Consider the following 22,020-nt stretch of genomic DNA (forward strand, 5'->3'; position numbering starts at 1 on the left):
ATTATTGGACTATTAAAAAAGAGGGTGCACCGAAAACCGGTACACCCCCGAACAGTTGGATTTTGCTACAGTAATAATATGTTTAGTGATGTTTATTACTTACAACTACTTTCTCTTTAGAAATTACTTTTTTACCATCTGTCACAGTAACGATATACAATCCATCAGGCAGGTCAGAAACATTCAGCGTACTGCTGGTCCCTTTAACACGTTGAGATAACGTTTTAATACCCGAAACAGAATAGACATCTATCGTATACTGCTTATCCTCCGGCAATGTTAAATACACGGTATTTGCTGCCGGATTAGGCCATATGCGCAGACAGGAAGGTAAATGTGTTGGTTTAACCACAGCAATAGGACTAACCAATACATCAGGATAAGTGAACGGGAAATCAATCTGTGCCTGTTTGAACTGCTGTTCATAAGTGCTGTTCCATCCAAATGCTGTATCAGCCTGTGCTTTCAGATTATACTGAGCAGCACCGCTCCAGAAATGTATAAACTCTCCCATGTTCAGATCACGGGTATATTCACCGTTATGCTGAGGGAAGTACTGTGATAACAAAACAAAGAAACGGTTCAAGGCAGCACTGGAATCAGCATGTGTATAAATCGGATAGAACCAGTTTTTAAACCAACGGGTACCTGGTCTTGGATAATTATCCTGACCGTTTATTACATCATTATATGTTTGCTGTGCATCAGCAGTCCAGCCAAGACGTTTGGTAACATCATATATAAAGATCTCATTCCATTTGCTATCATTCCAGATAGCGAATGCAGGTGATTTCTTTACCCCTTTGCTGCCACCTTCAACAATATGGCCTATTTCATGAATGGAAGCACCTACGTTCCAGCTGCTTCTTGTACTCCATTCTCCACCAAGATCTCCCACATTGCGGTAATCATGATTAGAATCAAATACAGTAGCAGGATGACCGCCACTATAACCATTGCTATGAAACACCATATTTACCTTAGGGTCGCTAAAGGTCCCGTAGTTCTGTTTTACATAGTTCCACACATCTGTAAAGTCCTGATTCATCCAGGTAATGGAAGTAGGAGTAGCGCTGTCATAATAAATATTCACGCTGCTGTTGCTGTATACGAGGCTCAGTAACTGATTATGTTCAAACCAGTGTTCCTTCCAGGTAGCCGGAGGTACATTGGTGAGTGTGGTATTCTTAGCATATACCCATGCAGAAGAACCATTTGCGTTCACTGCTTTTAAACGATAGTAATAAGTAGTTAACGGAGACAGTTCCAGTGAGTAGAAATGTGTAGTGTTTGGGTCCAGTGTAAAGGAAGTACCCCAGTTAGTACTGTCGGTAGATCTTTCCAGTGTATAACGGGTTTCGTTGGATGCATTATCTGCCCAGTCCAGTATGATCTGATTACCGGATACAGCCAGTGTAGTTAAGCCGGATGGTACAGCAGGGATACTTGTATCAACAGTACCTGTGCCGGTACCGTAAATCTGTAATTCTGCCAATTGTGTATAAGCGCCACCGTTATTAGCAGTGATCTTTAATCTGTAATGAATATACGAATAAGTATTGCTGATTAAATACAACCTTCTCTTGTACCTGGAAGGGAATACCTGTCCTTTTACAGTATGAAGCGTTATCCAGTTAATACTGTCATTAGATCCCTGGAACGTCCAGTTTTTCGGATCTCTGTCAGTGGCATCATTAGCGGAGGTAATAGCATATTGTTTTGCAATACCACCAGCAGGTAATTTAAAGTTCAGCCATGTTGCATTGTGTGTAGTCAGATACTTGGTATAAACACTGTTGTCTGTAACTTTGGCAATGCCTTCCACACCAGTAGTACTGTACTGGTCTGTAATAACACCATTTGTAAAATCAGTGATGTCTGTTAATGAAGGCGCCGCAGGTGTAGATGCAAAGGCAATAGCAGGAGCAGAGATCCCGCCTGCATTCACAGCTATCACGCGATACTCATACGCAGTAGAAGCACTTATGCCACTATCTCCGTATGTATGCTGGTTAGCAGATGTAGTGTAGATGGTGCTGAAATTTATACCATCAATAGAAGTTTGCACCTGGAAGCCTGTTTCGTTGGTAGAGTTATCAGACCAGTTAAGAGACGCATTATAGGTAGATAACGTAACTGTAAGGCCAGTCGGCGCAGCGGGCCCCGAAGCAGAACCGGCAAGATGCCATTCCGCCAGTTGAGAATCCCCGGCACCATTGTTTGCAGTAACATTCAAACGATAGTACAGATAGCCGGTACTGTTAGAGAAGGTGTAAGTGTTTGTTTGAAAACGGTTGGCAAAAGTCTGATTGGTTTGTGTGTCGATGGTAGTCCAGGTGTTACCATCATTAGAAGCAGTCAGCGTCCAGCTTTTGGGGTCACGGCCGGAAGCATCGTTGGCAGAAGTAATAGTGTACTGTGTAACAATCGCGGTGTAGGTCGACTGATAACCTAACCAGTACGCTGTTTGATCGATATAATATTTTGTGTTGACGTTGTTGTCCGTCAGGTTCTGGTAATTTTCGGCAACATTACCATTTGAATACTGAGCGGTTACAACGCCACCATTTGCAGTAATATCCGTCTGGGCATAGACCGGACTCATACCACACAATAGCAGAGCTGACAGGGATAACTTTGTAAAGATCCTGAGAATCATAGATTGGGTTTTATTTTTGGTTGAGAATTATTCGTTTTTCATAGACGTCTACGTTGGGTCACACACGGGCTGGGTATATCTCTACTAATATAGTCAGAGAAAGAGAACAAACATGTCAACAGATGTTAAATGGATTGTTAATGGAGTTTAAATGCGGATACTGAAGATATCTTTCAATGCTTTTTTTGCAGCGTGGAAACCACACATACCATGTACACCACCACCAGGCGGCGTAGCAGAAGAACAAACATAAATGCCTTTTGCCGATGTATTATAAGGCGACCAGCGCAATGCAGGACGTGTATACAGCTGCGTAATATCCAATACGCCACCGTTTATATCACCACCTACATAATTCGGATTATAATTTTCCATCTGCACACTGTTCATCACATGCTTACCCAGAATCAGATCGCGGAAGCCGGGAGCGAAACGCTCTATCTGTTTCTCGATAGCATCCGTCATATCAACAGAAGAGCCATTAGGTACATGGCAATAACCCCATATGGTATGTTTACCCACCGGAGCGCGGGTATCATCAAACAGGCTTTGTTGTGCAAGCAACACAAAAGGACGCTCAGCATGTTGCCCATTAGTCGCCATGTATTCACTATTCGCAATTTCTTCCATGCTATTGCCCAGATGTACCGTACCTGCCCTGCGGCATGCATCATCTGTAAAAGGAACAGGTCCGTCCAGCGCCCAGTCTATCTTGAATACGCCCATACCATAACGGTAGCGTTGCAGTTGCCACTTATATAAAGAAGAAAAACGCTCTCCGGCAATAGTTAATAATTGCCTGGGGGTTACGTCCAGTAATACCGCACGTGCAGGTGGCAATTCCTTTAAAGAACGCACATATACACCGGTCACGATCTCTCCCCCTAATGATCTGAAATAATCTCCCAGGGCATTAGCAATAGCCATAGACCCTCCTTTAGGCACAGGCCAACCGCCCAGATGCCCGTTCATCAGCAACACCAATGCAACGGCAGAAGTAGTCAGGCTGGACAACGGCAGCATGGAATGCCCGGCCATCCCGGCAAATAATGCTTTCGCTTCCTTCCCTTTAAAACGTTTCAACAGCTGAGTAGCAGGCAACAGCCCTTTAAGACCAAATTTTGCCATTAACAACGGATGATCAGGGAAACGTAATGGCCCCAGGATATCAGGCGCCAGTAATGGCCAGTCTTTCAGCAAAGGAGCTATTAACTGCCGGTAAGCCTCGCCGTCATTGCCAAGAGATTGTATTGTATTGTTAAGTGAAGTATCCAGTATGGCTGCGGCTCCATTATCAAAAGGATGGGCTGCCTGTAGTGCAGGTTGCAGATAAGTTAAACCAAATTGTTTGAGGGGGAGCTGCTTAAAGAAAGGGGAACCTGCTGCCAGTGGGTGAATAGCAGAACAAACATCATGAATAAACCCGGGTAAGGTAAGCTCTCTGGAACGTAGTCCTCCACCTATAGTATCTTTTCCTTCCAGTAATAAGACAGACAACCCTTGCTGTTGCATTGCAATAGCAGCTGATAGTCCGTTGGGGCCTGAACCCACTATAATTGCATCATACTCCCTTTTGTACATGTTATACAAAAGTAAGTAGAATCAGCGTTCCATCATGTCTAATATGTCCGTCCAGATAATGCGGGCTATTTGTTCACTCTCTACCATCTTAAGCCGCTTTTCTGGTCTTACCACAGAATCTTCCTGCCAGCTGATGTATTCAGGAATCACTTCTTCTGCTTCGGGCGAAAAATCCTTCAGAATATTACCGCTCGTAATTACTTCATAGGTGGTTTCATGCTCCATCTCATTCACCGTAATAGTAATCTGATAAGACCGACCTTCAATGTAAACCGTAACAGTATGTTTTTCCATAAAAACAATTGAATGATGCTACCTCCGGAATATCCGGCGGCAGTTGGGGTTTTATTTCTTCATACGTTAACATTATTTTAAGAACAAAATATCTGCCAGTATCTAAAAAGGGTTCTTTTATAGCAAATTAAGCCCTTCGAAATGCCATATTGTAGAAGAACACACACAAAAAGCACCGGTGTTTTACAACACCGGTGCTTACAGGGGTAGGTAAAGGATAGTAAGACTACTTATAAGTTATAGCAGGAAAGTCTTTTTTAGCCTGCTGAAACTGAACTTCCCATTCGGCCGGCCAACCGAAGGCAAGAGTAGCCTGTGCTTTCAGATCAACACCTGCCGCTCCGCTCCAGAAATGTACAAACTCTCCCCAGTTCATATCACGGGTATAAGCATTGCCATTTTTAGGGAAGTTCTTAGCCAGCAGATCAAAGAATTTATTTAGTGTGGCAGTACCGCCATGCTCGTTATAGATAGGGTAAAACCAGTTCCTGAACCATTGCGCTCCTGCAACCGGGAAATCATCATGTTTGGTCTGCATTTCTGCAAACAGGCTGGTAGCAGCATCATTCCATCCCAATGCTTTGTACACATCGTACTGGAATATTTCCATCCATTTGCTGTCTCCCCATATAGGAAATGCGGGTGAGTTATGAACGTTTTTAGAACCACCTTCCACGATATGTCCAACCTCATGTGCAGTAGCGCCCAGGTTCCAGCCGGTGCTGTCTGTCCACAGACCTTCCTGTCCCACGTCAATTACATTACGGTAGTCATGACTTCCGTCAAAATAAGTAGCAGGATGACCGCCACCATATTTACCGCTATGCAGTATTACATATAGTCTTCCTTCTTTACCAAAAGTGCCATAGGTTTTCTTTACATATTTCCAGATGTCTTCCATCTTTCTTGCCGGCCAGGTGATGTTTTTGTCAACAGCATCATCGTAGTAAACAGCCACATTATCGTCGTAATAAATGCGCTTTACAAGCTGTTTGTGTTCAAACCAGTGTTCCTGCCAGGTAAGTGGTGGTTCATCCGCAGATGGCACTGTCAGTTTAATTTTTTCGGTCGTATCATTTTTACAGCTCTCGCCATGTACAGCTACAAATGTCAGGCTCAAAAGTGCGAGTATTCTTAGTTTCTTCTTCATTAACAAAAGTCAGCGTAAGGTTAAAATAAAAAGGCTGTAAGCTACAAAGCATAACATATAGGTTAATAGCGATTTGCAACTTACAGCCAGGACTGAGTACGTGTTTAGTGGTATTTTAGCACAAAGAGTATAAGCCACTAAATTAGCATTACAACCATTTAAAACTTGTCAATAAAAACCAAACCAATTGTAAACAATGTTTAATAGATTGTGAATGAAAATTAAATTCCCGATATTTATATATGATAAGAAACTTACGGATGAGGGAAAAGCTGTCACTTGAAAGGATATATTTGTCCTTTAGGAATTATTTCATGACGCATCCGGTTAAGATTTACATTACAACATCAGTTATCTGTTTCCTTGTACTTGCACTTGTTCAGTTCATTCTCGTGTACAACACGTATGATTTACTGAACCGTCGCTTCTATTACGAAAAGAAGGGGCAGATACAGGAAGACTATACCCGTGCCATCGTCAATGATCAGTTATTCCCGGGCGGTAAAAAAATCATCGACAGATATATAGCGCCAAAGTTCAAAGAGCTGGAAAGATTACACGCTGCAGATACTGCCGCCTTCAATAAAGAAACACAGCTCCTCTTAAATAATATTTTCAATGCTCTTATTAAAGAACAAAAAGTAGACAGCCTGCTGGCGAGTATAAAAGAGAAAGAGCACATCACAGATTCATTAAAATATCTGCTGAGTATACACAGAATAGATTTGATGTTCGGTGATCTGAAATATGTAAACATATACGATGGCCGCAATAAATATTTACTGATCGACAGCGCCATGCAGGAGAAAACAGGATTACACATTTTTGGTAACCTGAAAAAACCGGACGATCAGAGTATGGTATTAAGCCTGAACGTATCAGACCAGGTACCTTACACCTACGCCATCTTTTTCACCTTTCATGCAGATCCATATAACAGGCGGCAAATGGTATTCAAACAAATGCGGCTGATGCTGACCATGTCCCTGTTATCCATGCTGGCCATCATCACCCTCTTTATTATTACCCTTCGCAACTGGATCAAACAGAAACATCTGTCCGATGTAAAAACAGATTTCATCAATAACATCACCCATGAATTCCATACACCTCTTTCGGCAATCATGGTAGCCAATAAAAATATCCAGAATGAAAAGATCCTTGATAATAAAACTGCCCTGCGATCTTTATCTGAAATTATAGAACGACAATCACAAAGATTAAAACTGCTGATAGGACAGGTACTCGATATTGCTGCTATAGATAAACTATCTGTACATAAAGAGCCACAGGACCTCAACATTCTTGTAAAGGACATCCTTACAGATTTTAGCATTAAATTCTCTGAGGCTAACCTGCACCTCACCTACGAAGAATATCCCAGCGATATCACGGTGGAGGCAGACAGCTTCCACTTTGCTACTCTGCTGTTGAATATACTGGACAATGCCGTAAAATATAACCTGCAGCCGCTTAAACGGATCACAGTATCCATTACTACAGATAAGGAAGGCTTGCAGATCATTGTAAGTGATAACGGCATAGGCATGACTAAAGAAACAATCAGGTATATTTTTGATAAGTTCTACAGACATCAGAAAGATCTTACCCAATATTCAAAAGGATTAGGGCTTGGACTGCATTATGTAAAGCAATGTATTGATGCTCATCAGTGGAAATTAAAAGTAGAAAGTGAAGCCGGAAAAGGAAGTACATTTGTAATCATTATACCTGAATAATGAATGCTATCAACCAGGCATGACCGAAGGATATAAAATGGGGACGATACACTCCTGATTAAATTATAAAAGGATGAAACACAAAATTCTTCTGGTAGAAGATGAAGCAGATCTGGGCAATGTTGTTAAACAATACCTGGAACTGATGGATTTTGATGTGGACTGGCAACAAAACGGCCTTACCGCACTGGATGTTTTTGAAAAAGCACCGGATGCTTACCACATACTGCTGATAGATGTAAACCTGCCTGGCCTCAACGGTTTTGAACTGGCAGACCGTGTAGTGAAAGTGAACAATAACGTACCCTTCCTCTTTCTCACAGCAAGAGGAGATAAAACAGACCGCCTCAACGGTCTGAAAATAGGCGCCGATGATTACGTGGTAAAACCTTTTGATGTAGATGAACTGGTGTTGCGTATCCGTAATATCATCAAAAGAAAACAACAGGTTGTTTCCTCAGACCAGCCACAACAGCAAGGCGCAATCAGCATAGGTACCAACCAGCTGTTTGTGGATTCCTTAAAACTGATCACAGAAAGCGGAGAAGAAATTATACTCACACCTCGTGAATGTGATCTGCTGGTGCTATTCTTCCATAATGTAAACCGCGTAATCAAACGCGAAGAGATCCTGAATAAAGTCTGGGGGTCCAACGATTATTTTGTTGGCAGAAGCCTGGACGTGTTTATCTCCAGGTTCCGCAAGTATTTCCAGCACAACACTAACATCAGCATCAAAAATGTATATGGTATAGGTTTCGTTTTTAATGTGAAATAGTACCCTGTCTGTTTTTTATAATATGCTGATTAATTCTCGTTGTGTACCGGAACCGACTTTCCTCTCACCGTATCCTGACAATTCTTTAAGGTAGTTTTGCCCTCCACCGGGAAAGGCTTTGTATTTACCTGTATGGTAAAAGCGATAATAACGGCGATTACGCCAATGGATGCAAAAGAGTTTGCATGTTGTAGGTGAATTTTCATTTCAAATCGATTTTAAAGGACCGTTGAGGCAGGGACGCTTTTCCTAAGCCACTTCCTTACCAGTAAGGCCGCTAAGACGAAGATCATAATGTTAAAATTGAAATATAGCCACAGATAGATGTGATGTTAAAAACGCATATTAGTTATTTTTGATTTTGTACCTATAAATCAACTAATTAATGGTGGCTTAATTAGAGTGGTGATAACGAAGATAGTAAATTCTTCTTAATAGTCCATAAATTTTATAGACTAATATATACTCTTTCTGAAAGGCACATAGATATCTAAGACTGTCTGTACAGAACAGTAGACATTGGTTGAAGATGTTGGGTTTAACAGGTTGATGTTGTTGCGCTTCTACAGTTGTTGCTCACTATGTTCTCTTACGCCTATTTTAGTCTTGTGTCCGTAGATTTTGTTCACTAAAATAAACATGACTGTAATGCCCGCAATGATAACGTAATGTAAAACGATTGATGGCATAAAAGTGGAATAAATGATTTTCGTAATCTGCTACTTAAATTTACATAAAATGCAATGAAAATATACAGCACTATCCTCAATTATGGTGCAAGCCAGTAGGGCGTTAACAAAAAAAAAGTGAGACGCAGAATTGCTAACATGCAAGCATCAACTAATCATGTTAGAATATATTAGCAAAATTGATATTTATTTATCCGCAGGAGCTTTTAATAACACTTTCGTAGACACAGGAAGCCCAAAAACGGGCATTCCATCCTTGCTCCAGGTAAACTGCTGCATACGCGGAGAGCGTTTTTCCCCACATCCATCCCCCGAATGATCGTTCGCATGATACAGAATCCAGGACTCTTTTCCATCCGGAGAGGTGAAAAATGAATTATGCCCCGGCGCATACACACCAATTTCAGGCGCCTGTTTAAACACCGGTACCGGCCACTTTTTCCATGATCCGGCATCCATGAGATTACTGCCGGCATTTGCTACCAGCATCCCTAATGTGTAATTGTCCGTCCAGCACCCGGACCCCGAGTACACCAGGAATAACATATTATCATGTTTCAATATCTCAGGTCCTTCATTGATATCTACATGTTTTAAATTGGGATCACCCAGATCTCCATGTTTCTCCCAGTCGTAAACAGGACTGGATATCTTCACTCGCCGTCCGGTTATCGTTACCGGGTCTTTCATCGTTGCTATGTAAATATTCTGCTGTCCGTTCTTATCTCCTTCCCAGCCAGACCATATCATGTATAGCCGCCCTTTATGCTCAAACACACTGCCATCAATTGCCCACTTATCTTCCACATCGGCTACCTTTCCTTTAAATACCCAGTTGCCTTCCATAGGATTTGCTGCGCTGTTCTCCAGTGCATACATCCTGTGATGCTGATTATCACCGTCGTCCGCTGCAAAATAGACATACCATTTCCCGTTAAGGAAATGGATCTCAGGCGCCCAGATGTCCCTGGAATAAGGCCCTGTTGCCGGTGGTCTCCAGATAGTCTTATGCGGAGCAGTACCCAGTAACGCCATGCTCTTTGTTCTCCACAATTCCAGCCGGTCACCCATGGAATTCATATAATAGTAGTAACCGTCTTTGTAAACACACCAGGGATCAGGCCCTGTAGATAATAATGGGTTCCTGAACTGTTGTTGTGCATTTACATGCACAGCTGCAAAAAGAAGGAATAAGAAGGTGAGTCTTTTCATAGATGCAAAATGCGAACTCCGGACGCATCCGGAGTTCAGTCATTATTAAAGATCAATTTTTTGTACAGGCGAAAATAACAGGTCCTCCACTCCACTAATCTTCACACCTATCCTTGCATAAATATACTGCTGATCCCCAGTACTGCCATTCGCAGAAGTACTGGCTGGCACCTCTACATTCAAACTTACATTATTCAGATCTGCAATATCACTCCCTGCTATACTGCTCCTTGCAATGTAATTAGTTCCATCTACAAATGCTGTCTGATTGAGATAGAGAAATACATTTTCAATATCCTTTGCATTGACATCTGTAATGATCTTCTCCAGCTTACAGGAAGCACCTACAGTAGTACCTGTTAATAAAAACTGCGGAGTCCTCACCATATAATACGGCATCACTTCAATATCCATTGTTCTGTTACCGTTCAGTTGCAAACGCACCGTATCCGAATTGGTTTCATTATTCAGTACAGACCTGAAAGGCCCCTGAGAAGGAGGAATAATCAGTTTATAATTGCCGTTATAAAGCAACGCCGAATAAGAACCATCTTCATTAACATTTACGGTAATCGCACCATTCTTACCCCATCCCGGTTCCCATAATTCAAACGTAACATCTTTGGAACTTACATTGATCGGTTCTCCCTGATAGGTAATTCTTCCCGCCAAAGTAACAGAAGGGGAATCATAATTATCTTTCTTACAGGACAACACCGCCACGCACAATGCCAGGTATATTATCTTCTTCATGTGAAATATTTTTACTGGTTAGGGTTTTTAATAAGCTTGGGATTATTACTGAGGATATCAGAGCCTATCTGGGAATAATAGTTTCCCAGCTTAAAGCGATGTGCCGCAGTAACATTCGATGGCTTCACAATTTTATATACCCATTTGCCATCATTGGCATTCCCCGGATTATAGATTTTATATGGCCATAGCCCGTATATCATTGTATTTACCTTGTCGGCTTTACCAATGTTAGTGACAAGATCAGCAGCGCTGATCGTCTCTCCGTTCCATACTTTATGCGCCAGTCGCCAGCGTTTGTTATCAAACAGCTCATGTCCTTCAAAGGCCAGCTCAACTCTTCTTTCATGTACAATTCTGTCGAAAGTAATAGTGCCAAGTGGTATTGTAAATCCCGCCCTTTCACGTACCTGGTTTATATAAGTAGCGGCAACATCATTCTGCCCCAGTTCAAAAGCAGCTTCCGCAGCATTCAGTAATACCTCTGCATAACGGTAACGTACCCACCATACTTCACTTCTTGTTCCTATCTGTCCGGAACCTACTGTCTGGTCCATAAACTTGCGAACGTAGAACCCGGTCTGGGCACTGAATTGCAGTCCGTCTACAGGGCCATCTGCTCCTACTACCTGCGAGCTTTTAGGAGCACCGGCAACCGGAATACTATCCTGATCTCCGAAGTTATCTCCGGTAATAATATTATACTGACCGTTTTTCCAGTACATCACTCCTGCCCATATGTCCAGCGGTACACCTTTGAATTTAGTACCGGGCAAAATGATGGTACCACCCAGGCGAGCATCCCTACCGGCAAAAATATCCAGCGGATTATCATAGTATACATAATCACTGCCTGTATTGGTAACAAAAGGACTGTAAGTATTATCCAGTTTCTCATACAACTGTGCCAGGTTCAGGGAAGGATTCACCCTGCCACCCTGTTGTTCTTCTGCGGAAGACCAGGGCTGATTATTCAATGTCCAGTCTTCTACTTTCCCGCTCTTCAGTTTAAAATCCTGTGCAAAAATCACTTCAGGATTATTCGATTTATCATAAAACAGTGAAGCAAAGTTGTCCTGCAGGTCCTCTGTTTTCTTTTTATACAGGGAATACCTTCCACTGCTGATAATTTCCTGCGCAGCGGCTAACGCCTTGGTATAATAAGCAGTAGATTTATCCGCAGAAATACCTACTTCCCCGCCTGCTAAACTAACCGTTGGCGTATTCACTCCATATTTAGAAATAGAGGCGGCATACAAGGCGGCACGTGCCTGCATGGCCAATGCAACTCCTTTGGTAGCTCTTGATTTAATACTGGCATCATCAGGAAGAATGGCCTTGATAGTATCCATTTCAGCGATCACAAAATCATAGATATCAGATTCTTTTGCCCTGGCATGTTGCAGATAGGTAGGATCTCCGCTGAAGTTATATTCCATAGGCTCCAGTATCAGAGGTACCCCTCCCATTCTCTTTACTTCTTCAAAGTAAAGCGCCGCACGTAAAAATCTTGCTTCTGATACAAAACGGTTCCGCACATCAGCAGATAACTGATCCGCTGCCTGGCATTTCTGCACAAAAAGATTCAGGTCACGGAAGTAACCATAATCCCAGAGGTTCCACCAGTCATATGGATAATCCACCTGTTTGGTCCGCCAGTAGTTGCCAGCTTCAGAAGGAAAGCCTTCATCAAAATTGGTGAACTCTGCCCAGTTGGTGATGGTTTGTTGTTCCGGATAACGGTTATACAAATCAGCCAGTACAGACAGTGTTAAGTCTTCACTCTTCCATACGGCATCATCGGTAAGGATATCTTTGGGAGCAGTATTTAAAAAATCGGCATCCTTATTACACGCTAAAATGAATATAAGGAAGGATGATATGATTAGAATATGTTTTCTCATTATCTCTGTAATTAAAAAATCAAAACGAAAGTTCAAAACCCACATTTACATATTTACTCTGCGGATATGTAAGACCGTTATCATCGGTGATCTCTGCATCAATACCAACATTATGCATATTGTCCAGAGAGAACAGGTTATAACCGTTAATATAGAAACGGGCCTTTTCTATCTTTGCCTTGGCGAGAATGTTTTTAGGCACAGTATAACCCAGTTCCAGTGTCCTTGCACGCAGATAGTGTACATTGATTAACCAGAAGGTAGAATTGTTACCGTAGTTGCTATGTCCACCATTATTAAAACGCAATGCAGGATATTTACCAGGAATCCATTTGCTGTTTAAATCAAAAGGATCTTCTCTGTGCCAGCGGTCTTTATAAATATCCGCCAACAGGTTACCTCCATTCTGATAAGGGTTCCTCAGTTCATAATTGCGGTTAAAGGAATAACCGGAGCCACCGGAGAAATCTGCACGTGCATCAAATCCATGCCAGGAAACAGCGAGGTTAATACCAAAATTGATGATAGGGTTTCTGCCGGTACCATAACCGATAGGCCGCTGGTCCAGGTCATTAATGATCCCGTCATTGTTCTGATCTTTATAGATCAGGTCTCCCGGTAATAATGTTTTATTACCTGATCCGTCAATATTTACTTTATAGTTATTGATTTGCTCCTGTGACTGGAATTGGCCATTTACTTCATACCCCCAGAAGGTATTGCTGTAACGTTCTTCCACAGAATTACGGTAATGGTCCAGAGAGTTATTGTAAACAGGTTTATAAGTGTGTAAACTCTTTGCACGTGCATAAGAGACGTTACCACCTATATTGAACTTCACATCATTCACTTTGCCGCTATAAGCCAGTGATGCTTCCGCACCGGATACCTGGTCACTGTTCACATTCTCTGATGGCAGGGAATAACCTAATTCACTAGGCACCAGGATATCATATTTAGCACCCAGTAATCCCGTTCTTTTCCTATTGAAATAATCAACCGTACCTGTTACTTTATTATGGAGAATACCAAAGTCTGCACCTATATCCAGGGTTTTACTGATAAACCAGGAAATATTCCTGATAGGTACACCTTTGTTGCTGGAACCTATTACAGCCTTACCATCCAGTATCACGGTAGAGGCATTATAATTATATCCTGATAAGTAATCATAAGCGCCAATTCCTACATCATCATCTCCCAGCTTACCATAAGAAGCCCTTAGTTTCAGATCACTCAATGTATTGCGGCCTATCAGAGACTGCACAAATTTCTCTTCTGTAACTCTCCATCCACCGGATACAGCAGGGAAAGTTCCCCATCTGTTATCGGGAGAAAATTTCCACGATGCATCCCTTCTCGCAGATACTTCAAGAAAATATTTATTGGCATAATTATAATTGACGCGGCCGATATACCCTAAACGGGCTTCTGTATTATCAGCATCATTATAAGTATCCATCGTAGAGAAATAGATCAGAGGGAGATCATTGGTAGTAGGTACAGAGTGTACATAAGAACTCAAATCCCTTCTCTTGATTCTTTCCGCTACAACAGTAGCGCCTATAGTATGTACACCAAATACCCGGTTGTAATTGAGTTGTACCTGAATAGTAGGAGACAGGATAGTACGGTTACGCCTTTCCCTGTATGGATTGGAACTACCGCCTGTTATTTTATAACTGCTGTCTGAAGGATTGTACGTATACACATCATAGGTATACTCATGTCCGTTCATGATCTCATTCGCATAATAATAAGAGAAGAGTCCACGGGCTGTTAATCCTTTCAGCGGGAACTGGTACTCTGCGGTAAGATTGGTTTGCAGTACACGCCAGTCGCTACGCCAGTAACCAGACAGCTTCTTATTCTGCAATGCCCAGTTTTCATTATTATGACCTATATCATTGGGATAGGTAGGGTTATCGTTTGCATATGGACGTTCTATCGGTGTATTACGCAGTATCGCAAAGCGGGCCTCCCAGTAATCATCTCCACCGGGTACACCAGGTTGGTCCCTCGTTTCAATACGTCCGTTGATCTGTGCACCTATCTTAAAATTGTCGGACACGCGTGCTTCTACGTTACTCTGTATATTAGTACGTTCAAAAGTAAATTCCCTTCCCAGTACAGAATATTGTTTCAGATGAGTAGCAGAAACGTAGTAATTGATCCTGTCGGAACCACCGCTGAAGTTCAGGTTCATCTGGGTAAGTGGTGCATTCTTTTTTACAATGAATTTGTACCAGTCGAAACTCTTATAACCAGGATCAGTGCCCTTCTTCCATTTATCTATTTCTTCCGGTGTAATAGCTGTATGACCATACTGGTTCATTTCCGCATCTGCTTTCCCCAGCATCCACTCGTAAGCATTCGTTGTTTTAGGGAAACGCGTCCAGTTCTGCCATCCCCTGTACATATTTATATTGATGGTATTACGACTGCCTAATTTACCGCGCTTGGTAGTTACCACAACTACCCCATTCGCGGCTCTTAATCCATAAATAGCAGCAGAGGCATCTTTCAGTACAGTGATACTTTCAATATCATTGGGTGCGATATTATTGAACTGTCCTTCGTCCTGCTGAATACCATCTATTACATACAGCGGGTTACCCATGTTACGGATCTGTATAGACGCACTGGCACCCGGGCGACCATCAGACAAACGGAATGATACACCGGCAATCTTACCAGCCAGTCCTGCACTCACTGTACCACCGGCATGAACACTGCCAATGTCTGTGCTGTTTACAGAAGCAATAGCGCCGGTCAGCGATTCCTTTTTCTGCGCACCATATCCTACTACTACAACATCGTTCAGCGAAGTAGAGGATAGTTCCATTACTACATTGATGATATTCTTTCCATTGATCTCCACCTCTTTGGTGTTGAAGCCCACATAACTGAATACCAGTGTCCCGGTATATTCCGGGATGTTAAAGCCATAACTGCCCGTGGCATCTGTTGTAGCACCGGCCGTGCTGCCTTTTAATTTTACACTTACACCCGGTAAAGGCACGCCTTTATCATCGCTGACTACACCGGATATCCGGACCGCCATAAAACCCTCTGCGGGCTCGCGTAATCGATTAAGTATAATCTGCCGGCCAGACAACTGATAGTTCAGTTTAAGGGGCGCTAAAAGGTCGTCCAGCACCTTCCCCAGTGGCTGGTCCTTCACCTGTACATTCACCGTTCCGGAAGAACTGACCAGAGAAGAGATATAAATGAATTTAACATCAACGAGTTGCTCTATCTGTGATAATACTCTGGCAACCGTTTGTTGCTTTGCATCCAGTGATATTTTTTGTTTGAAGATTTCCTGAGCATCACTGTTTTTGGCAAAAGCAATTGTACTTAATAACGTGGCAAATAGAAGCTGGTATACGCTTATCCGCATGACTAGAAGGATTAAATCATGGATTCGTAATCTTTTTTTCATAACTTGGATTGTGTTCCTATTTAATAGTGGGAAATAGAATGGCTGGCTTATCCCAGTGGAGCGGGTATAAGGCAACGTGTTTGAAGATCATTAGCCAGTGGTACGGCCATACCGCTGGCTTTTTTTCATTAAGTAATGGTTGTCATAATTGTAGCAGATGTTTAATTTTCAATAACGTTTTGATGGCATCCTTTGGCTGATATTTTTATATCGTTTCCTTCTATTATACAACTTGCTTCCAGCGCTTTACAGATCAGGCGGATCTTCTCATACAATGGCTCATCATACAGCGACGCGGTTAACCGGCAATCTGCCAGTAAAGCCTTATCATAAGTAATGTGTACACCATATGCCTGTTCTATCGTGTTCATCACACTATCTACAGGTGCGTCCATAAATACGAACGAGTACGTTTCAAGGGTAGCTGCAAGCGGTTTATGTTCCTGCAGCGATGTCACGTCTACCAACAGCGTACTCCGTGTTAAAATGGCCTGCTGATTGGCAGTGAGGATCACCTGTTCATCCTTTGATTGTACAGATACCGCTACTCTCCCTGTTTTCACCAGCAACTCCACCAGGCTGTCTTCCTCATATGCTTTCACCGCAAAGCTGGTCCCCAGTACATCAATGATCATCTCATTGGCATACACTACAAAGGGCTGTTTCGCATCCCGGTAAATCTCAAAAAAGGCAGCCCCGGACAGGAATACCTTTCTGTGACAACCATGGCTGAAACAAGCCGGGTAACTCAGGCGGGCTCCCGGTTGCAGCAATACAGAACTCCCGTCGGGCAGGCTCACGGCCATCGGCTTTTTACCCTCATTCACTACTTCTACAGGATGTTCCACCTTAGCCTTTTGCAACAGTTGCCTGTAAACAAAGTCCTTTTTATGGGATTGTTGCGGTACCAGCCACCATAGTGTCGCCAATGCAGAAATGGTAACTGCTGCCGCCCAGTACCAGCGGGTAACAGGTTTCCTTCTGATATTATTCCATATCTCTGCGCTCACCTCTTCCTTCAATGTAAAGGCCGGTAAGCTGCTGGCAGCTGTAATGATCGCTCTTGCCTCCAACATGGCAGCTCTTTTTTCCGGGTATTGTTCTTCAACAGTTTTCCAGAAATCTGCCTGTTCTCCGCGCTGTATCCATGCTACAAAAGAATCATTACAAACAAAATCTGCTGTGTCATATACAGAATAATCCATAGCTATTATTATACTAAAGACAGTGAATGATAAATTTAACTCACCTGGAAGGAAATATTTTTTACCACAACTCACGCAGCTTCACCACGGCCCGTTGTACCAGGTTTCGTACAGACTGCTCATTGATTTGTAATATCCCGGCAATCTCTTCCCAGCTGAAGTTATCATAAAAGCGCAGTCGTATTACTTCCTGCTGCCTGGCGGGTAACAGGCTCATTAATTTCTGCAGATGCTGTTGCTGTAATATATCTTCCTCTCCCTGGATCTTTAAAGTTTCCGCAGATTCTGTTTGAAGGGGATAAAGATCTTCCGGTACTTGTTTGATATCAGAGAGCCGGTGCAGCTTACGACGTAGAGAACGGAATAAATAATATTTGACAGAGGTAGTTGCTGATAGATTTTTTCGTGTACGCCACAGGTCTGAAAACAGGTCCTGCATAGCATCCTGTACCAGCGCCGCATCAGCAGCCAGGTGATATCCATAGTTATAGAGCGTACCGGAAAACTGATGGTAAATGTCACTGAAAGCCTGTTCACTCCCTTTCCTGAATGCATTCCATAGTTCCTGCTCTTCGTTGGTTATTTGATTGATATTTTCGGAGCCCGCCAAATTACCTGGTTTAAAGTACGGCCCGCCATTAGAGACAGACCAGAAGCTCTAAACTACAAACTTAAATGATCTGGAAGGTAGCAAAATAAAAAGGGGCCTGATGAAAATCAGGCCCTCCCCAAATTAACCATTAAAAAAACTCATTTGAATTTTGCTTACACCAAAAGTAAAACGAATCCTTTTGTTATCTGTTAACTATAAGTTAATGAAAATAAATTCTTTGGGTTGGAGGGAGGGCAAAAAAAAGGCCCCCGCAATGAGTTGCAGGGGCTTACCATTTAACCTATATTCTGTACTGTAGCATCTTGTTCTTAAATATTTTACAGAGCCTTCTTTTTCACCCTTTCAAAACCGCTGCTCTCAAATATTCTGTTGTATCTAAGACTTGCACTTATAAGAGAAGTTTAATCCCTGCAGGAAATATTTTCATATTTATTCTAACTTGCTGCTGTATGAACAGAATTGACCGTCTTTCTGCCATTCTCATTCAGCTGCAGGGCAAAAAAATAGTGAAAGCGGCTGAAATAGCAGATCGCTTTAATATCAGCCTCCGCACTGTTTACAGGGATGTTAAGGCCCTGCAGGAAGCCGGTGTGCCCGTAGGGGCAGAGGCCGGTACCGGTTATTACCTGGTGGAAGGATATCACCTGCCCCCCGTGATGTTCAGCAGGGAAGAGGCGGCAGCCCTGCTTACAGGCGAAAAACTGATGACTCACCTGAGTGATCATTCCAACCGCAAACAGTTCAGTAATGCCATGCAAAAGATAAAGGCGGTATTACGCGGCAGTGAAAAGGATTTCCTCGAATCTCTGGAAGATAATATAGCCATCGTCAGCAGACGCCCTCCCGTTGCCGATGAGTTTCCCAACCGTTTTATGAGTGATATCCAGCACAGCCTGGGTAAACAGCTGGTGTTGCAGCTCGATTATTTCGCCTATCACAATGATACACTTACACAACGCGAAGTAGAACCTATTGGCATTGTCTTCATGAGTGGCAGCTGGCACCTTATTGCCTGGTGCAGGCTGCGCAAGGGGTACCGCGACTTCCGCATGGACCGTATCAAAGGACTTATACTCACCGGTACTACCTACGATAAAACCCAACGCATTTCTCTGAAAGAGTACATGGATAAATACGGGGAAACAGACACACCCCGTCTGTCGATTAAGATAAAAGTATCACAGGCAGCAGCACGCCGCATAGGAGATAATAAATTCTTTTATGGCTTTACTGAAGAACGGGTAATAGGAGAATGTATTGAGATGAGCTTCCTCTTTCCCTGCTTATTCGCATTTGGACGCTGGCTGTTAACATGGGGGAACAATGTGGAGATTCTCTCGCCTGTTGAACTTACTACACAAATGAAACTACTTGTGTTAGAACTGAAAGAATATTATCTGTAAAGTCTACTGACATACTGTTGTCATATCCCGGCGTTTTCTTTGTATTCTATGAACAAGTATACCCGGCTTTTTTATTTAATAGTACTGATAATATCCATTCATCAATTCAGTATAAAGCCCAAGGCTATAAGACATAAAATACAACAGGAAAAAGACAGTACACACAGGGTTCCTCACAACATGTCTTCATGTGGCAAATAACCGGCTAGTCTGAAAATACAGGAGGGTACAAAGAAATGGGGACATCAGTCAGAACTGACGCATATAAGGTAAGTTATTTATCTCCCAGGCCAAGTAATTCTATGGCCTGCTGGGCTGCTATCTGGCTGGCGTCTTTCTTATTGAAAGCTTTGCCACTGCAGATCAGTTCCCCGTCAACAACAGCGCCTACGGTAAAGATGCGGCGGCCATTGTCCATCTGTTCTTCCAGCAGGTCAAACTCAAGGTTTTTACCATGCTTATTAGCCCAGCCGTATAACTTGTTTTTGTGGTTCATTTCCACACTTTCAAGTAATTCCAGGTCTATATAAGGCACGAGCAAACGCTGGTGAACAAATTGTTTTGTGCGGTTATACCCTTTATCCAGGTATACAGCCCCTACCAGCGCTTCCAGTGTATTACCGAAGATCTGGCTTATTTTCAGGAAGCTGTTGTACTTATCATAAATGGTGAGCTTACGCAACCCCATTTTGATAGCGATGTCATTCAGTTGCTGGCGGTTCACTATTTTAGACCGCATCTCAGTAAGATATCCTTCTGTTTTGTAGGGATACTTTTTGAAGAGGTAGTCGCCGATAATGGCGCCCAGGATGGCATCACCCAGGTATTCCAGGCGCTCATTGCTTTCCAGGAACTTCTCCTTGCTGGAGCGGTGACTTAACGCCACTTCATACAATGCGAAGTTGCCCGGATGAAAGCCCAGTAAGTTGTAAAGATCCTTGTAAAGGGTCTTTTTCTTGTAAACAAATCGATATAAAAATCCTGGAAGTAATTTCACACAATCAAGCAACAAATTTTTTGAAAATAACAGAGGCATTATGGCCACCAAAACCGAAGGTGTTACTTAATGCAGCGTTGATTTCTCTATGTTGTGCGACGTTAAAGGTAAAATTTAATTTGGGATCCAGCTGAGGATCGTCCGTAAAATGATTAATGGTAGGAGGGACAATGCCATGGATAATAGACATAATAGCCGCGATGGATTCAACAGCCCCGGCTGCGCCTAACAGGTGCCCGGTCATGGATTTCGTGGAACTGATGTTCATTTTATAGGCATCTTCTCCAAAAACCTGCTGTATCGCTTTTACTTCCGCAACATCTCCCAGGGGAGTGGAAGTACCGTGCACATTAATATAATCTATCTCATGGGGTTGCAGTCCGGCATCTGACAGGGCCAGTCGCATAACATTCATGGCGCCTAATCCCTCAGGATGAGGGGCCGTAATGTGATGGGCATCTGCAGTTGCGCCGCCTCCGGCCAGTTCAGCATAAATTTTGGCACCTCTCGCCATCGCATGTTCATAGGATTCCAATACCAGCCCACCTGCTCCTTCTCCCATAACAAAGCCGTCTCTGTTCAGGTCAAAAGGACGGGAAGCCGTACGCGGGTCATCGTTTCTTTCGGATAGGGCTTTCATGGCGTTAAAACCACCTACGCAGGCATCGTTAATAACATTCTCCGAACCTCCGGTGATCATCACATCTGCCCTGCCGTACCTGATGTAGTGCATGGCTTCTATAATGGCATTCGTAGCAGAGGCACAGGCAGACACCACCGAAAAATTGGGTCCCCTGAAGCCGTGGCGTATAGATATATGCCCTGCAGCTATGTCCAGTATTAGCCTGGTGATCAGGAATGGACTGAAACGCGGCGTTCCATCCCCCTGACCAAATTCTTTAATCTCCTGACAAAAGTTGATCATCCCACCAATGCCTGAACCCCAGATAACCCCCACCCTGTCCACATCGACAGAATTACGGCTTATTCCGGCATCCTGCACTGCCTGGTCAGCGGCAATAATGGCCGTCTGCGTAAAAGGGTCCATCTTACGGGCCTCTTTTTTATCCAGAAAGTGAGTTGCATCAAAGTTCTTCAGTTCGCAAGCAAAACGTGTCTTGAACTTGGCAGCATCAAACTGTGTAATAGGCCCGGCGCCAGATACACCGCCAGTCAACCCCTTCCAGAAATCTGAAACGGAATTGCCGAGCGGTGTAAGTGCGCCTAAACCTGTAACGACTACGCGTCTCGGTTGCAGCATTAAAACAAATCTGATTAAGTAAGATTATTTTACATGTTCTTCCAGGTAAGCAACTGCCTGGCCAACAGTAGTAATAGTTTCAGCTTGTTCGTCAGGAATGGAGATGTTGAATTCTTTTTCGAATTCCATGATCAGTTCTACCGTATCCAAAGAGTCAGCGCCCAGGTCGTTGGTAAAGCTGGCTTCAGGAGTTACCTCTGCTTCGTCAACGCCCAATTTGTCAATAATGATCTTTTTAACTCTTGATGCAATGTCTGACATAATTTTAAGTGTTTTTGGTTTAAAACTTGAGTGCAAAAATATAATTTTTATTGAATTGACAAGAACGCACATGAAT

17 protein-coding genes are annotated in these 22,020 nt (G+C 42.9%); 3 read left to right on the forward strand and 14 right to left on the reverse strand.

Annotated features, from left to right (window positions below; genetic code table 11):
• Positions 1–82: 82 nt before the first annotated feature.
• The 4 genes from BMW86_RS08820 to BMW86_RS08835 form a co-directional block, all read right to left on the reverse strand.
• Positions 83–2,659 carry a T9SS type A sorting domain-containing protein gene (locus BMW86_RS08820; protein WP_143056531.1) on the reverse strand — a complete coding sequence of 859 codons (2,577 nt, stop codon included), beginning with the start codon at positions 2,657–2,659 and terminating at the stop codon, positions 83–85.
• 147 nt (positions 2,660–2,806) lie between these two features.
• On the reverse strand, positions 2,807–4,240 hold the full coding sequence (locus tag BMW86_RS08825; protein WP_089780960.1) for a phytoene desaturase family protein: 1,434 nt from the start codon (positions 4,238–4,240) through the stop codon (positions 2,807–2,809).
• Between the two features lie 21 nt (positions 4,241–4,261).
• Positions 4,262–4,534: a hypothetical protein gene (locus BMW86_RS08830; RefSeq protein ID WP_089780963.1), complete on the reverse strand. Its 273-nt coding sequence runs from the start codon at positions 4,532–4,534 to the stop codon at positions 4,262–4,264.
• 226 nt (positions 4,535–4,760) lie between these two features.
• Positions 4,761–5,684 carry a hypothetical protein gene (locus BMW86_RS08835; protein ID WP_089780965.1) on the reverse strand — a complete coding sequence of 308 codons (924 nt, stop codon included), beginning with the start codon at positions 5,682–5,684 and terminating at the stop codon, positions 4,761–4,763.
• Positions 5,685–5,926: 242 nt separating this feature from the next.
• Between BMW86_RS08835 and BMW86_RS08840 the strand changes: the two genes are divergently transcribed.
• Together BMW86_RS08840 and BMW86_RS08845 are read left to right on the forward strand one after the other, a co-directional pair.
• The gene (locus BMW86_RS08840) at positions 5,927–7,423 is read left to right on the forward strand and encodes a sensor histidine kinase (protein ID WP_089780967.1); all 1,497 of its coding nucleotides are present in this window, start codon (positions 5,927–5,929) and stop codon (positions 7,421–7,423) included.
• 73 nt (positions 7,424–7,496) lie between these two features.
• Positions 7,497–8,201, forward strand: a complete 705-nt coding sequence (locus tag BMW86_RS08845) for a response regulator transcription factor (protein WP_089780969.1) — start codon at positions 7,497–7,499, stop codon at positions 8,199–8,201.
• Positions 8,202–8,230: 29 nt separating this feature from the next.
• Here BMW86_RS08845 and BMW86_RS32765 read toward each other — a convergent pair whose 3' ends face one another.
• From BMW86_RS32765 to BMW86_RS08875, 7 genes are all read right to left on the reverse strand, one after another.
• Positions 8,231–8,407, reverse strand: coding sequence for a hypothetical protein (locus BMW86_RS32765; RefSeq protein WP_177189201.1), 177 nt, complete (start codon positions 8,405–8,407; stop codon positions 8,231–8,233).
• Between the two features lie 669 nt (positions 8,408–9,076).
• Entirely contained in the window at positions 9,077–10,102 is a 1,026-nt protein-coding gene (locus BMW86_RS08850; protein ID WP_089780971.1) for a glycoside hydrolase family 43 protein, read from the reverse strand.
• Positions 10,103–10,147: 45 nt separating this feature from the next.
• Positions 10,148–10,855, reverse strand: a complete 708-nt coding sequence (locus BMW86_RS08855; protein WP_089780973.1) for a DUF3823 domain-containing protein — start codon at positions 10,853–10,855, stop codon at positions 10,148–10,150.
• Between the two features lie 11 nt (positions 10,856–10,866).
• Positions 10,867–12,759, reverse strand: coding sequence for a RagB/SusD family nutrient uptake outer membrane protein (locus BMW86_RS08860; RefSeq protein WP_089780975.1), 1,893 nt, complete (start codon positions 12,757–12,759; stop codon positions 10,867–10,869).
• 19 nt (positions 12,760–12,778) lie between these two features.
• Entirely contained in the window at positions 12,779–16,162 is a 3,384-nt protein-coding gene (locus BMW86_RS08865) for a TonB-dependent receptor (RefSeq protein WP_089780979.1), read from the reverse strand.
• Between the two features lie 203 nt (positions 16,163–16,365).
• A complete protein-coding gene (locus BMW86_RS08870; protein ID WP_089780981.1) occupies positions 16,366–17,409 on the reverse strand; it encodes a FecR family protein in 1,044 nt (347 codons plus the stop codon).
• 61 nt (positions 17,410–17,470) lie between these two features.
• Entirely contained in the window at positions 17,471–18,019 is a 549-nt protein-coding gene (locus tag BMW86_RS08875) for an RNA polymerase sigma factor (protein ID WP_089780983.1), read from the reverse strand.
• Positions 18,020–18,471: 452 nt separating this feature from the next.
• Between BMW86_RS08875 and BMW86_RS08880 the strand changes: the two genes are divergently transcribed.
• Positions 18,472–19,425 (forward strand): helix-turn-helix transcriptional regulator, encoded by a 954-nt coding sequence (locus BMW86_RS08880; protein WP_089780985.1) that lies wholly within the window; start codon positions 18,472–18,474, stop codon positions 19,423–19,425.
• A gap of 274 nt (positions 19,426–19,699) precedes the next feature.
• Here the strand turns inward: BMW86_RS08880 and rnc are convergent, their stop codons facing one another.
• From rnc to BMW86_RS08895, 3 genes are read right to left on the reverse strand one after another with little or no spacing between them, the layout of a single operon-like run.
• The gene (gene rnc / locus BMW86_RS08885) at positions 19,700–20,422 is read right to left on the reverse strand and encodes a ribonuclease III (RefSeq protein ID WP_255372881.1); all 723 of its coding nucleotides are present in this window, start codon (positions 20,420–20,422) and stop codon (positions 19,700–19,702) included.
• A gap of 4 nt (positions 20,423–20,426) precedes the next feature.
• Positions 20,427–21,680 carry a beta-ketoacyl-ACP synthase II gene (gene fabF / locus BMW86_RS08890; RefSeq protein WP_089783610.1) on the reverse strand — a complete coding sequence of 418 codons (1,254 nt, stop codon included), beginning with the start codon at positions 21,678–21,680 and terminating at the stop codon, positions 20,427–20,429.
• A 27-nt stretch (positions 21,681–21,707) separates the two neighbouring features.
• Positions 21,708–21,944, reverse strand: coding sequence for an acyl carrier protein (locus tag BMW86_RS08895; protein WP_012788038.1), 237 nt, complete (start codon positions 21,942–21,944; stop codon positions 21,708–21,710).
• Between the last annotated feature and the right edge of the window lie 76 nt (positions 21,945–22,020).

The organism is Chitinophaga sp. YR573 (assembly GCF_900110995.1).
Classification (GTDB): Bacteria; Bacteroidota; Bacteroidia; order Chitinophagales; family Chitinophagaceae; genus Chitinophaga.

What these genes read in the sequence shown, in the direction of transcription:
- BMW86_RS08820 (WP_143056531.1), bottom strand. Translation starts at nt 2,659, where the DNA reads ATGATTCTCAGGATCTTTACAAAGTTATCCCTGTCAGCTCTGCTATTG.
- BMW86_RS08825 (WP_089780960.1), bottom strand. Translation starts at nt 4,240, where the DNA reads ATGTACAAAAGGGAGTATGATGCAATTATAGTGGGTTCAGGCCCCAAC.
- BMW86_RS08830 (WP_089780963.1), bottom strand. Translation starts at nt 4,534, where the DNA reads ATGGAAAAACATACTGTTACGGTTTACATTGAAGGTCGGTCTTATCAG.
- BMW86_RS08835 (WP_089780965.1), bottom strand. Translation starts at nt 5,684, where the DNA reads ATGAAGAAGAAACTAAGAATACTCGCACTTTTGAGCCTGACATTTGTA.
- BMW86_RS08840 (WP_089780967.1), top strand. Translation starts at nt 5,927, where the DNA reads ATGATAAGAAACTTACGGATGAGGGAAAAGCTGTCACTTGAAAGGATA.
- BMW86_RS08845 (WP_089780969.1), top strand. Translation starts at nt 7,497, where the DNA reads ATGAAACACAAAATTCTTCTGGTAGAAGATGAAGCAGATCTGGGCAAT.
- BMW86_RS32765 (WP_177189201.1), bottom strand. Translation starts at nt 8,407, where the DNA reads ATGAAAATTCACCTACAACATGCAAACTCTTTTGCATCCATTGGCGTA.
- BMW86_RS08850 (WP_089780971.1), bottom strand. Translation starts at nt 10,102, where the DNA reads ATGAAAAGACTCACCTTCTTATTCCTTCTTTTTGCAGCTGTGCATGTA.
- BMW86_RS08855 (WP_089780973.1), bottom strand. Translation starts at nt 10,855, where the DNA reads ATGAAGAAGATAATATACCTGGCATTGTGCGTGGCGGTGTTGTCCTGT.
- BMW86_RS08860 (WP_089780975.1), bottom strand. Translation starts at nt 12,759, where the DNA reads ATGAGAAAACATATTCTAATCATATCATCCTTCCTTATATTCATTTTA.
- BMW86_RS08865 (WP_089780979.1), bottom strand. Translation starts at nt 16,162, where the DNA reads ATGCGGATAAGCGTATACCAGCTTCTATTTGCCACGTTATTAAGTACA.
- BMW86_RS08870 (WP_089780981.1), bottom strand. Translation starts at nt 17,409, where the DNA reads ATGGATTATTCTGTATATGACACAGCAGATTTTGTTTGTAATGATTCT.
- BMW86_RS08880 (WP_089780985.1), top strand. Translation starts at nt 18,472, where the DNA reads ATGAACAGAATTGACCGTCTTTCTGCCATTCTCATTCAGCTGCAGGGC.
- BMW86_RS08895 (WP_012788038.1), bottom strand. Translation starts at nt 21,944, where the DNA reads ATGTCAGACATTGCATCAAGAGTTAAAAAGATCATTATTGACAAATTG.